The sequence below is a fragment of the Pseudomonas marginalis genome (assembly GCF_008692035.1).
GTDB lineage: Bacteria > Pseudomonadota > Gammaproteobacteria > Pseudomonadales > Pseudomonadaceae > Aquipseudomonas > Aquipseudomonas marginalis.
Genome location: NZ_VTFG01000001.1, coordinates 1373463 through 1384483 on the forward strand (window position 1 = coordinate 1373463; position 11021 = coordinate 1384483).

Genomic DNA, 11021 nt, shown 5'->3' on the forward strand with positions numbered 1-11021 from the left:
CGCGGTTGGCAGGTAGAAAGTGGCCCGGCTGTAGATCTCGTGGGCACCGCTGATCCCCTGTGGGAGATGTCGAGCTTTAGCGAGGCTTCGATGGCGGCGGCACAGCTGGTAGAGGTGTTGGCTGACACACTGCTAACGAGGAGTGTCAGACGGTACGGGAGAATTGGCCTTTGTGGGCGCCGCCCAGGTAGGCGTCGAAGGCCATGGCCACGCTGCGCACCATCAGTTGGCCCTTGGGCAGCAGTTGCAGCGCGTCGTCCTGGACCAGTAATAAGCCGTCCGCCACTTGCTCGTCCAGCTGCGTCAACGCTTGGGCAAAATACTCATTGAACCGAATGCCATGGGCCGCTTCCACCTGGGCGACATCGACGCGGCCGTCGCACATCAACCCATTGATCACCTCGCGGCGCAGTACGTCATCGGGGTTGAGCCGGTAACCGCGCTGCACCGGCAACATGCCCGCATCGATGCGCGCGTAGTACTGGGACAGCTCCTTGACGCTCTGGCTGTAGCTGTCGCCGACCTTGCCGATGGCCGATACGCCCAGGCCGATCAGGTCGCAATCGGCATGGGTGGAGTAGCCCTGGAAGTTGCGTTGCAGGCTGCCGTTGGCGCGGGCCAGTGCCAGCTCATCGTCGGGCAGGGCGAAGTGGTCCATGCCGATGTAGATGTAACCGGCCTCGGTGAGGCGGCGAATGGTCAGTTCCAGCAGCTCCAGCTTGCGCGCCGGGGGTGGCATGTCTTCGGGACGGATCATGCGCTGGGCGCGGATCTGGCTCGGCAAGTGTGCGTAGCTGTAGGCGGCCACGCGGTCGGGCCGCAGGGCGATCAGCTTGCTCAGGGTCACGTCGAAGCTGGCCACGGTTTGCAGGGGCAGGCCGTAGATCAGGTCGACACTCACCGACTTGAAGCGTGCCTCGCGGGCCGCCGCCACCAGTTGCAGGATCTGCGCTTCGCTTTGCACGCGATTCACGGCGGCCTGTACGTCGGGGTCGAAGTCCTGCACGCCGAAACTCAGGCGATTGAAGCCCAGGCGGCGCAGGGTGTTGATGCGCTCGAGGCTGATGGTGCGCGGGTCGACCTCGATGGAGAACTCATGGGCGTCGCTGTCATCCAGGCTGAAGTTGTCCGCCAGGCAGGCCATCAGTTCGGCCAGTTGCGCATCGTCCAGATACGTCGGGGTGCCGCCGCCCAGGTGCAACTGGGTCAGGCGCCGCGAGCGCTCGAACAACGCGCCCTGCATCTGGATCTCGCGCTTGAGGTACGCCACATACTCGACGGCGCGATGGGTCTTGCGGGTGATGATCTTGTGGCAGCCGCAGTAGTAGCAAAGGCTCTGGCAGAACGGAATGTGGATGTACACCGACAACGCCTTGGGCGCGGCGAGTTGGTGACTGGCGCGCACGGCCTGGTGATAGTCGTCCAGGGCAAACGCGCTGTTGAACTGCGGCGCGGTCGGGTACGAGGTGTAGCGCGGCCCCGGGCGGTCGTATTTGTGCACCAGGGCACGGTCGAACTCAAACGCCGTCATGGTCGATCACCTCGTCGTTGGCGCTGACGGGGGTGGTCAGGGGCTGGGTGACGTACAGACGCGCCGGGTCGGCGGTTTCGTGAAACCCGCCACAACAGGTGGCGAGCTGGCCGTTGCTCAGCTGAGCGCAGTACTCACGGGCATCCAGGGTGTTCTGGACACACAGCGTGTCGATCTGGCTGATGGCCCCCAGGCCAAAGCCGATGTGATCGCAGTAGCCGTGCAGGGTGAAGCCTTCGCAATTACGGCTGAGGCGGCCGCGCTCCTGGGCCTGTTTGAGGTCATCGTCGGTGCGGGCGAACTGGCCCAGGCCGATGTAGTGGTACCCGGCGGCGGCCAGGTGTTCAAAACCGCTGCGGCGCATCGCGCGTTTATCCGCCGCGCTGCAAAATGCCTGGGATTGCCGGCCCTGGTAGCGCACCGGTGGCTGGGCGTAATCGAACAGTTGCAGGCGGTCAGGCTCCAGGGCGATCAGGCTGGCCAGTTTCTGCTCGAAACTGGCCGGCGTCTGCCAGGCATGGCCGTAGCCGAGGTCGATGTTCACTGAGCGAAACCCGAAGGTCCGCGCCGCATCCACCAGCGACTCGATGGGCGCCGGGTCCTGATAGCGTGCCTGGGACAGCGGCCCGTCCCGGTTGGCGTCGGGCACGCCGATGCTGGCGTGGTTGAAACCCTGGTCGCGCAACAGGCCCATGGTGGCCCAGTCGATGTGCCAGGGGTCGAGGTCGATTCGGTAGTCGCCACGGTCGTGGTCGAGAAAGTTGAAGCGGCTGTGCAGGTGTTCCAGCACCGTGCACACCTGCTCGATCGTCGGTGTGGTGCCGCGCAGGTGAAAGTGCTCGACTGGTTGGCGCGGGCCGAGCTGGCAGCCGATCAGCTGGATTTCCTGGGTGAGGCTCTGCAGGTACTCAGCGCCGGCATCGCTTGCCGGCCAGTGCAGGTTCAGCGCCAGGGGCCGCTGGCGCTGGCGGCTGTCGCGCAGGGCGCGCAGCAGGTCGAGCGAGCCGACGCCGGCATGGAAGCGGCGCGTGTCCGTCTGGCACGCCAGGTCCAGCACGCCCTGGTCCTGACGAAAGCGGGTGGGATGAAGATGGGTGCGCATGGCGGACTCCGGAACGGGCGGCGGTGGTCCATTGTCCGGTGCGACCGCTGCGCGCACCTTGATATGCATCAAGGTCGTTACCAGCTGAGGTAAAACATGCCCTTGGCCAGCAGCACAATGGCGACCATGTGCACAAACAAGCTCAGGTGAATGAAATGGCTATAGCGCGCACTGACCTTGCCCCGGCGCATCCGCGCCATGGTCACCAGGAAGTGCAGCAGCACACTGGCGGCCAGGATCAACTTGAGGCTCAGCAACGTGCCGAACGCGGACGCCAGCGGGGCCGACAACGCCGGCAGGTAGCGCAGCCAGACCATGCCGAGCCCGGCGCCGAACAGCACCAGCAACACCCACGGCATCAACACCCGGGCACGCCGGGCGACGCCCTGCTCCACCAGCACCGTCACCCGCATCGGCAAGTGCTGGTGCAGGTGCCCGAGGATCAGCACTTCGAAGAACACCGTGCCGATAAAGATCAGCGCGGCGAACAGGTGGGCCAATAGCAACAGGAGGTAGAGCATGCAAGCCTCGCAGAGGGACCGGCCGTGGGGAGCCCAGTGTGCGGGCTGGCGCACGGGGCGGCCTTGATGCCGGTCAAGCGTTGCTCCTGCCGGGCTTACAGCAACGGCAGGCTGTAGCTGACGATCAGCCGCGTCTCATCCTTGTCGGCGGTGTCATTGCCGCGCAGCACGGCGCTGCGCCAGGTCAGGCCCAGGCCCTTGAACGTGCCCGTGGGGATCACGTAGTCGACACGCACATCGCGCTCCCACTCGCTGTTGTCGCGACGCGCCGCGCGGATGTTGCTGCCGTGGATATAGGTCACGCTCGACTTCAGGCCCGGAACGCCCAGGCCGGTAAAGTCATAGGTGTAGTTACCCACCGTCGCCTGTTCGCCGGCGTTGACGAACTTCAACGACTGGGCGTTGGTGATCAGGTACAGCGAACGGCCCTGGCCCTGGTTGATGTGGGGAAAGTCACTGGCGCCGGTGGTTTTCTGATACCCCAGGCCCACGGAATGCCCGTGCACGCCATAGGTCAACATCGCGCTCCACAGGCGGTTGTCGACCTTGCCCGAGTTGACGCCCGGCGCGTAATACCCGGAACTCACATAGCCTTCATCGCGCCCGGCGGCGCTGCCGTTCTTGCCGTCGGCGGTGCTGTAGAAGTAACGCAGATCGGTCTTGAGCTGCCCCACCGGCAACTGCCAGTTGTGCACCAGGCCGACGAAATGCTGCTGGTAGAAATTCTCCAGGGTCGCGTAGTAGTACTGCACTTGCAGTTGCCTGCTGACGGCGTAATCCACCCCGCCGTAGTAGAACTGGTTGCTGAACCGGCCCTTGGCCGGGTCGTTGGCCCCGGCGATCGACAGGCCCTGGCCGTTGCTGGAGTTGCGGTCGAGCACCTGCTCCATTTTGCCGGCGATCAGGTTGAAGTCCTTGAGGTCCCTGGAGTCGACCTGATAGCCACGGAACGTCTGCGGCAACAAGCGGCCGTCTTCGGATATCAGCACCGGCATCTTCGGCATCAGGGTGCCGACCTTGAGCTGGGTTTGCGAGATGCGCACCTTGCCGGTGGCGCCGGTCTTGCTGAAGTCATGGGCGGCCTTGCCATCGGACAACGGGAAGACGCTGCCGGGGGTGTTGTCTTCACCGGCCTTGCCGGCGCGCCCCGAGGCATCCAGGCGCAGGCCATACATGGCCTGCAGGTCCAGGCCGAAGCCCACCAGGCCCTCGGTGAAACCGGACTGGTAGTTGAACATGAAGGCCTGGCCCCACTCTCTGTCCGACGGCGCCCTGGTGTTGCGGGTGTCCTGGTTGTAATAGAAATTGCGCAGGTCGAGGGTGGCTTTGCTGTCATCGATAAAACCCGATGCAGCCGCCTGCTGCGCGGCGCCGAAGGAGACGGCGAGCGCCAGGCACGTGGTGTGTTTCATGAAGGCTCCGTGAAGTGATTGAGGCGACCCCGTTACAGCCCAACCCTGTTGTTTGTCGGTCGGGTGGTGCTGCATTCAACGGGTGCGCGCACGGTATAGCCTTGGGCCTTGGGGAAACAGCCGCTAAAACCGTCAATCACTGTTGCGGTTTACGTAACAATCCCGCTCATTCAAGGCACCGGTAACCAGCCCTGGAAGACCCCTGGGGAGGCGAGCGCACACCAGGCAAAATCCCATTGCGTGGCGGGCAGTGCCTGTTGTTCGGCGGCGGCACTGCGCGCGCCCTTCCAATCGAACACCGTCAGGCCTTGCCAGGCCAGGACCACTCCCTGGGCCTGACTGTCATCCGTACTGATCCAACGCGCCGCCGCAGCGGCCATGAAGGTTTCGATGGGCTCTTCATCAATCTGCCCGCGATACGGCGACGCCAGCAGCCAACGGCACAGGTTCAGGTGCCATGTCCAGTCCTGGGCCGGCTGGTTGCGATAGGCCCAGGTCATGAAGCTGCGAAACAGGTTCAGGCCCTCGGGCGGGTCGAGCTTTAGCAGCGTCGGGCAGATGTCGAACAGGGTGTGCCAATACGGCAACAGGCGTGCATCCAGGTGCACAAAGCAGCGGGCATTGCTCGGGTAGTCCGGGCGTGCCGGTTCCGCGCGCGGGCGACGGGACGCCTGGCTGACCAGACGGCTGGCGCCGGCAGGCAAGTGATGGTTCATAAAGCGCACTCACAGTCGTGACGATAGAACGCCCCCTGTTCACAGGAGGCCCAAGGCACACGTCAGAATGCGGGGGATGCGCGGGGGTTGGCCGAGGGCCAGGAATAACGCGGCGGCGCCTTGTTGCGCCGCTCATGGGCCGGGCGTGGGGCCTGCCCCAGGCCCAGCAACCAGGCCAGGCCGATCAGGAACACCAGCGCGACGGTCACGGCGTTGCACACCGGGCAGGCAAAGTAGTTCGAGATGTTACTGGAAGACGGCGCGCCCAGCCCTTTGTCGGAAAGTGGCGCCTGTTGGCCGTCCACTGCGCAGAACGCGCCACCGATGCCATTGAGCTGCTGGCCGGTCATCTGGCCATGGCCCAAACCGCACACGAACAGGTTCATCAGCACGCAGAAGTACAGGGTCCAGACGATCAGGGAACGGTCGGGGCGGCTCGATTTCATGGCGGCGACTCTACCACCAGCGGTGCAAAAGGATGAAATCCAGCGTGCCCCTGTGGCAGAACGTCGCAGATTACGCAGGCTGGCCAGGGTTGGTAGACTTGGCGCCCTCCTCGTTTACTCCTATTCAAAGCCCGCCGAGTTGATTTCGCGCAATGCGGGCGTTTCACAGGATGCACCGTTGATGAGTACGTTATTCACCCGCCGCAAGGTCCTGACCGGCATGGGCCTGTTGGGCCTGGGCCTGCTGGCCGGTTGTGACAACAGCCCCAAGTTGAACTTCAAGTACGGCAAGGACTTGAGCGACAAGATCATGGGCCGCACCTTCAAGCTCAAGAACACCGAGGGCGACACCGTCACCCTCAGTTCCTACCGTGGCCTGATGCCGGTGGTGTTCTTCGGTTTCACCCAGTGCCCGGCCGTGTGCCCGACCACGCTGGCCCGCGCCGCCCAGGCCAAGAAGCTGATGGGCCGTGACGGCGAGATCATGCAGGTGATCTTTATCACCCTGGACCCGGAACGCGACACGCCGCAGATCCTCGACAAGTACGTCAAGGCCTTCGACCCCAGCTTCGAAGCGCTGTACGGCACCCCGGAAGAAATCGCCGTGGCCGCCAAGGAGTTCGGGATCTTCTATGAAAAGATCCCCGCCGGCGACACCTACACCCTGTCCCACACGGCCACCAGTTTTGTCTTCGACACCCGTGGCAACCTGCGCCTGGGGTTGCAGGCATCCCTTACCGCTAAAGAGTGCGCAGAAGACCTGCTCACCGTCATGGAGGTCTGCTAATGACTGCCGTTCAACACCTCAAGCGCTTCACCCTCAGCCTCGCCCTGCTGGGTTTCGCCGCCCACGCCAGCGCCCAGGTGCAAGTCACCGACGCCTGGGTGCGCGCCTCGGTGCCGGGCCAACCGTCCAGCGGCGCGTTCATGACCGTGACCGCCGACAGCGACAGCAAGCTGCTCAGCGTGGCCTCGCCGGTGGCCAAGGACGTACAGATCCATGAAATGAGCATGAAGGACGACGTGATGCGCATGGGCCCGGTGGACGCGGTGGCCCTGCCGGCGGGCAAGGCGGTCAAGCTCGACCCGGACGGCTACCACGTGATGCTGATGGGCCTGACCGGCCAGATCAAGGAAGGCGACCAGGTGCCGCTGACGTTGACCGTGGAGAACGCCAAGGGCGAGAAGCAGACCGTTGAGGTTCAGGCCAAGGCGCGTGGGCTGGATGGCATGGACCATAGCAAGATGCATTGATGCAGCGGATTGGGGGGGGGCCTGTTCCTGTGGTGAGGGAGCTTGTTCCCTCACCACAAAGGTCCCCCTTCAATCCACGATAAATAGCTTCGCCCCGACACTCGTCGAGGAACGATGCGCCTCCATGTCATTGCCCACCTGGTAACTCATCCCGGCCGTCAGCGTGAACCGGCGGCCGTCTTCCAGCTCGGTGTGCAACTCGCCTTCCAGGCACAGCAGCACATGCCCGCGCCGGCACCAGTGATCGGCCAGGTAGCCGGGGCTGTAATCCACCCTGCGCACGCGGGTGGTGCCGAAGTGGCAGGTGCGCCATGAGGCACTGCCGCTGACGCCGGGGTGAAGCTCGGGTTCGAGGGTGGACCAGTCGGTGATGCCAAACGGGACAGCGGTGAGTTCCATGGTTTGCTCGGTCGTCAGTTAACGTGGCCTGAGGCTATCCACCTGACAACGTTCGCGATAGACACAGATCCCATGGTTTTGTGGGATACAGGCGAGCGTGCTTGTTATCCTGCCCACCCTGCTCCCAAGGACGCGCGCTGATGCAGATCGACCCCGCCAATATCCTGTTTGAGACCGAGCACTGGCTGCTCAACCATCACCTGGCTTCGAAGCTGCCGGGTTACCTGATGCTGGGTGCCAAGGCGCCTGTTGATTCCCTCGCCGACATGTCGGATGCAGCGCTGGCCGAACTGGGTGGACTGCTGGCGAAAACCCAGCGGGTCATGGAGGCGCAACTCAAGCCCAAGTGGTTGTATATCAGCCGCTATGGGCATCTGCCGGGGTTCCCGCTGCACTTTCATTTCATCCCGGTGTATGACTGGGTGGAGGAAGCATTCTGGCGGGATGAGCGCTATCGGCGGTTGCAAGGCTTGGGTTCCCAGGACCTGGCAAAAACGCTCACCGATGGCGCGGAACTGACGCTGTTTGTGTGGCGGGAGTTTGGTGAGAGCCTGATCCCACCGGTGATCCACGGGCCTTCACTCGCGCAGGTTATCGGCAACTTGCGCGTGCATTTGCGTCACTGATGCAGGTGTTTTTTCATCGGAATACACGCCAACTGCAACCCCGACGGCGAGTGATAAATCGCCTGTTCATCCCCCACGTAGCCGCACGCGCGATAAAAACTCGCGGCATTCAACGTCGCGTCCAGCACCACCTCTTCAATCGCCAGTTCCCGCGCGACCTGCTCAAGGTGATCCAGCATCGCCTTGCCATACCCGCGTCCGGTGAATGCGGGCAACACGAACAGCGCGCCGACTTCGTTGTTGGCCAGGTCGAGCATGCCGGTGGCCACCGGTTCACCGTTCAACCAGCCCAGGTAGAACGGTTTGTCCATCAGCGCGCTGTAGCCGTCCTCGGCCTTGCCACGGGTCCAGAGCGCCATTTGTTCGGCGGTGTAGGCGCCGATGCATTGGCTGCGGATGGCTGCGCGGCGGATGTCAAAAGCGGCGTTGGCGTCGGTGGGGGTGGCGCGTTTTATTTCCAGCATGGGGTCCTTCCTTCATGGATTTCCGTTGCCCACCCGGGTGAATGAATAACGGAGGTGAGGGAGCTTGCTCCCGCTTTGGCGGGCTCCACACTGCCTCTTGAATGCCGTGCCCCTGACCAACATACATCGAAAACAGCACCCACCACCAAGCCTGGCGCAGACAAAACTGTGGGAGGGGGCTTGCCCCCGATAGCGGTGGATCAGTTATAGATGGGCTGATTGACACGCCGCCATCGGGGGCAAGCCCCCTCCCACAATTTCGATCGGTGTTCTGCGCAGAGTCCCAGCGAGGCCGTTATGATGTGGACTTTCGCTCAACGCCCCAGGAAACGCCTATGCCCGCCCTCACCTTACGCAACGCCCTCCCCGCCGACGCCGCCCGTTGCTACGAGATTGAAATCACCGCCTACGAGGGCGACGAAGCCGCGACCCTGGAAAAGATCGCCACGCGTATTGCGCTATACCCGCAAGGCTTTTTGATCCTGGAGGCCGATGGCAAGGTGGCAGGTTTTATCAACAGCGGTTGCGCCCATGACGTGGTGATGTCGGACGAGGCCTTCAAGGAACTGGTGGGGCATTCGGCCGAGGCGCCGAATGTGGTGATCATGTCGGTGGTGGTCGACCCGACACATCAGGGCAAGGGGTATTCCAAGGTGCTGATGAGCGAGTTCGTGCAGCGCATGCGCGCGATGGGCAAGCGCACGATTCACCTGATGTGCAAGGAACGGCATGTGCCGTTGTACACCCGCATGGGCTACACCTATGTCCAGCCGTCGCCCTCGGATCATGGCGGCATGGCCTGGCATGAAATGCTGATGACGCTTTAACCCACGGAGGGTTTTGCAATGACCGCAGCGCTTATTGAAGTCAGCGACCAGGCCAATCCCGACGCCGAGCGTATTCTCGGCAGCGGCCTGGCTGCGTTCAACGAAGGTATCGCCGGCTACAACGACCGCCTGCCACTGACGGTATTGCTCAAGGATCCCGATACCCGGCAGACCGTCGGCGGCATCACCGGCAAAACCACCCTGGGCATGGCTTTTCTCGACCTGTTCCACCTACCCGAGGCCCTGCGCGGCACGGGCCTGGGCAGCCGGTTGCTGCACGCTTTTGAGCACGAAGCCCGGCGTCGCGGCTGCGCGAACGCGGTGCTCTATACCCTCAGTTTTCAGGCCCCGGGCTTTTATGAAAAGCATGGGTGGGTGCGGTTCGGGGAGGTCCCGTGTGAACCGGCAGGCAGCAGTCGCGTGTTTCTATCCAAGCGGCTGTAACGTCCAGGGCTTTGCCAGGCAGCCGTTTGCAGCCGGGCGTCAGGCCGAACAACCGCCGGTTACCAACTCCCCGACGCCCCGCCACCGCCACTGGAACCACCGCCCCCCGAGGAACTGCTGCTGGAGCTGGAGCCGCTGGAACCCGAACCGGAGCCACCGCCCGAGCCGGACCCCGAGCCGGAACTGGCAATGCTCTGCACAAACACGATAAACGCCACGAAGGAGGCCACTGGAATCGCCACGATCCAGCCCTGATACCCGTGCCCCAGCAGTGTCCCCGCAGCGACGTAGATGGCCATGACTGCCAGCGCACGCAGGAGGAAAAAGCGCGGGCGCTTTTTCCAGGATGCCCTGATGACGAAGAACAACCCGAGGTACAAGCCCAGCACCAACGCCGCGCCAAACGGCCACACCAGCCAATGGATATAACTGACTTCCACGAACCGGTTGGCGATCACCACCCCGGCGATGTAGGCCAACAGCCCTATCACGCAGTAGAACGCCGTGCGCGCCAGCCACAAGGCGCCGAAGGTGGCGCCGCCGATCAGGAGGGTCAGCGGCAGTACCAGCAGGTACATCGGCCATTCCCGGCCACCGGCGAATACCACCAGCGCCACGGTAACGACTGCCGTGGCGATCAACGCCCCCCGCCAGCCCAGCTTGCGCGCCGCAACCAGCACGCCACCGACGGCACCGCACACGAACGCCAGCAATACCGCAAGCGCCTCAAGACTGCCGCCGTGCCCGGCCACCTGCGGCAAGTCACCGCCATCCACCAGGACAACCAGGTCGTTCACGCCCTGCTCGACACCGCCGGCATAGTCGCCCTGGCGAAAGGCCGGGGTGATGTGTTCTTCAATAATCCGGTGGGCCAGCAGGTCGGTCACCGTGCCCTCCAGGCCGTAGCCCACCTCGATGCGCACCTTGCGATCGTCCTTGGCCACCACCAGCAGGATGCCGTCGTTGACATCCTTGCGCCCCAGTTTCCAGGCGCGGAACAGTTGGTTGGCGTAGTCCTCGATGCTCGCGCCACGGGTGGTGGGCACCAGCAACACCGCCACCTGCGCGCCTTTGCGCTGCTCAAGGGCGGCGAGTTGGTCTTGCAGACGGGTGGTGGTGCCGGCGTCGAGGGTGTTGGTGAGGTCGATCACCCGCTGGTCGAGGGCTACGCCGATGGGCGACGTCTCGGCCTGGGCGGTGATAAACAGGCCGGCGGACATCAATACCAGCAGACTCAAGACGGATTGCCGCAACCACCGCATCATGTTTGTTACCTGAA

General features: G+C 63.6%; 14 protein-coding genes. 5 read left to right on the forward strand and 9 right to left on the reverse strand.

Going from position 1 to position 11021, the window contains the following annotated elements:
* Positions 1–145: 145 nt before the first annotated feature.
* The 6 genes from hemN to FX984_RS06010 all read right to left on the reverse strand — a co-directional run bounded on the left by hemN (position 146) and on the right by FX984_RS06010 (position 5728).
* On the reverse strand, positions 146–1531 hold the full coding sequence (gene hemN, locus FX984_RS05985) for an oxygen-independent coproporphyrinogen III oxidase (RefSeq protein WP_027607208.1): 1386 nt from the start codon (positions 1529–1531) through the stop codon (positions 146–148).
* Positions 1518–2633, reverse strand: a complete 1116-nt coding sequence (locus FX984_RS05990) for an oxygen-independent coproporphyrinogen III oxidase (protein ID WP_081744468.1) — start codon at positions 2631–2633, stop codon at positions 1518–1520. The genes hemN and FX984_RS05990 overlap by 14 nt, the downstream gene beginning before the upstream one ends.
* Positions 2634–2710: 77 nt before the next feature.
* Positions 2711–3154 carry a hypothetical protein gene (locus FX984_RS05995; RefSeq protein WP_098479228.1) on the reverse strand — a complete coding sequence of 148 codons (444 nt, stop codon included), beginning with the start codon at positions 3152–3154 and terminating at the stop codon, positions 2711–2713.
* Positions 3155–3249: 95 nt separating this feature from the next.
* A complete protein-coding gene (locus FX984_RS06000) occupies positions 3250–4566 on the reverse strand; it encodes an OprD family outer membrane porin (RefSeq protein WP_146477242.1) in 1317 nt (438 codons plus the stop codon).
* 170 nt (positions 4567–4736) lie between these two features.
* Complete coding sequence (locus FX984_RS06005; protein WP_146477240.1) at positions 4737–5282, reverse strand: putative natural product biosynthesis protein; 546 nt, start codon at positions 5280–5282, stop codon at positions 4737–4739.
* A 62-nt stretch (positions 5283–5344) separates the two neighbouring features.
* On the reverse strand, positions 5345–5728 hold the full coding sequence (locus FX984_RS06010) for a DUF2946 domain-containing protein (protein WP_146477238.1): 384 nt from the start codon (positions 5726–5728) through the stop codon (positions 5345–5347).
* 181 nt (positions 5729–5909) lie between these two features.
* On the opposite strand from FX984_RS06010, the gene FX984_RS06015 reads away from it, so the two are divergent.
* Both FX984_RS06015 and FX984_RS06020 read left to right on the forward strand, forming a co-directional pair.
* On the forward strand, positions 5910–6515 hold the full coding sequence (locus tag FX984_RS06015) for an SCO family protein (protein ID WP_027607213.1): 606 nt from the start codon (positions 5910–5912) through the stop codon (positions 6513–6515).
* Positions 6515–6982: a copper chaperone PCu(A)C gene (locus FX984_RS06020; RefSeq protein ID WP_146477236.1), complete on the forward strand. Its 468-nt coding sequence runs from the start codon at positions 6515–6517 to the stop codon at positions 6980–6982. Before FX984_RS06015 ends, FX984_RS06020 begins: the two co-directional genes overlap by 1 nt.
* A 69-nt stretch (positions 6983–7051) precedes the next feature.
* Here the strand turns inward: FX984_RS06020 and FX984_RS06025 are convergent, their stop codons facing one another.
* Positions 7052–7381: a DHCW motif cupin fold protein gene (locus FX984_RS06025; protein WP_092357344.1), complete on the reverse strand. Its 330-nt coding sequence runs from the start codon at positions 7379–7381 to the stop codon at positions 7052–7054.
* A 140-nt stretch (positions 7382–7521) separates the two neighbouring features.
* On the opposite strand from FX984_RS06025, the gene FX984_RS06030 reads away from it, so the two are divergent.
* The gene (locus FX984_RS06030; protein WP_146477234.1) at positions 7522–8007 is read left to right on the forward strand and encodes an HIT family protein; all 486 of its coding nucleotides are present in this window, start codon (positions 7522–7524) and stop codon (positions 8005–8007) included.
* Here the strand turns inward: FX984_RS06030 and FX984_RS06035 are convergent.
* Entirely contained in the window at positions 8001–8471 is a 471-nt protein-coding gene (locus FX984_RS06035) for a GNAT family N-acetyltransferase (RefSeq protein WP_027607217.1), read from the reverse strand. The two genes, FX984_RS06030 and FX984_RS06035, sit on opposite strands and share 7 nt — an antisense overlap.
* Positions 8472–8806: 335 nt before the next feature.
* Between FX984_RS06035 and FX984_RS06040 the strand changes: the two genes are divergently transcribed.
* Both FX984_RS06040 and FX984_RS06045 read left to right on the forward strand, forming a co-directional pair.
* Positions 8807–9298 carry a GNAT family N-acetyltransferase gene (locus FX984_RS06040; RefSeq protein ID WP_146477232.1) on the forward strand — a complete coding sequence of 164 codons (492 nt, stop codon included), beginning with the start codon at positions 8807–8809 and terminating at the stop codon, positions 9296–9298.
* Positions 9299–9316: 18 nt separating this feature from the next.
* Complete coding sequence (locus tag FX984_RS06045; protein WP_108572772.1) at positions 9317–9742, forward strand: GNAT family N-acetyltransferase; 426 nt, start codon at positions 9317–9319, stop codon at positions 9740–9742.
* 59 nt (positions 9743–9801) lie between these two features.
* Here the strand turns inward: FX984_RS06045 and FX984_RS06050 are convergent, their stop codons facing one another.
* A complete protein-coding gene (locus FX984_RS06050) occupies positions 9802–11007 on the reverse strand; it encodes a TPM domain-containing protein (protein ID WP_146477229.1) in 1206 nt (401 codons plus the stop codon).
* Positions 11008–11021: the final 14 nt, after the last annotated feature.

What these genes read in the sequence shown, in the direction of transcription:
- FX984_RS06030 (WP_146477234.1), top strand. Translation starts at nt 7,522, where the DNA reads ATGCAGATCGACCCCGCCAATATCCTGTTTGAGACCGAGCACTGGCTG.
- FX984_RS06005 (WP_146477240.1), bottom strand. Translation starts at nt 5,282, where the DNA reads ATGAACCATCACTTGCCTGCCGGCGCCAGCCGTCTGGTCAGCCAGGCG.
- FX984_RS05990 (WP_081744468.1), bottom strand. Translation starts at nt 2,633, where the DNA reads ATGCGCACCCATCTTCATCCCACCCGCTTTCGTCAGGACCAGGGCGTG.
- FX984_RS06015 (WP_027607213.1), top strand. Translation starts at nt 5,910, where the DNA reads ATGAGTACGTTATTCACCCGCCGCAAGGTCCTGACCGGCATGGGCCTG.
- FX984_RS06050 (WP_146477229.1), bottom strand. Translation starts at nt 11,007, where the DNA reads ATGATGCGGTGGTTGCGGCAATCCGTCTTGAGTCTGCTGGTATTGATG.
- FX984_RS06045 (WP_108572772.1), top strand. Translation starts at nt 9,317, where the DNA reads ATGACCGCAGCGCTTATTGAAGTCAGCGACCAGGCCAATCCCGACGCC.
- FX984_RS06040 (WP_146477232.1), top strand. Translation starts at nt 8,807, where the DNA reads ATGCCCGCCCTCACCTTACGCAACGCCCTCCCCGCCGACGCCGCCCGT.
- FX984_RS05995 (WP_098479228.1), bottom strand. Translation starts at nt 3,154, where the DNA reads ATGCTCTACCTCCTGTTGCTATTGGCCCACCTGTTCGCCGCGCTGATC.
- hemN (WP_027607208.1), bottom strand. Translation starts at nt 1,531, where the DNA reads ATGACGGCGTTTGAGTTCGACCGTGCCCTGGTGCACAAATACGACCGC.
- FX984_RS06025 (WP_092357344.1), bottom strand. Translation starts at nt 7,381, where the DNA reads ATGGAACTCACCGCTGTCCCGTTTGGCATCACCGACTGGTCCACCCTC.
- FX984_RS06000 (WP_146477242.1), bottom strand. Translation starts at nt 4,566, where the DNA reads ATGAAACACACCACGTGCCTGGCGCTCGCCGTCTCCTTCGGCGCCGCG.
- FX984_RS06020 (WP_146477236.1), top strand. Translation starts at nt 6,515, where the DNA reads ATGACTGCCGTTCAACACCTCAAGCGCTTCACCCTCAGCCTCGCCCTG.
- FX984_RS06010 (WP_146477238.1), bottom strand. Translation starts at nt 5,728, where the DNA reads ATGAAATCGAGCCGCCCCGACCGTTCCCTGATCGTCTGGACCCTGTAC.
- FX984_RS06035 (WP_027607217.1), bottom strand. Translation starts at nt 8,471, where the DNA reads ATGCTGGAAATAAAACGCGCCACCCCCACCGACGCCAACGCCGCTTTT.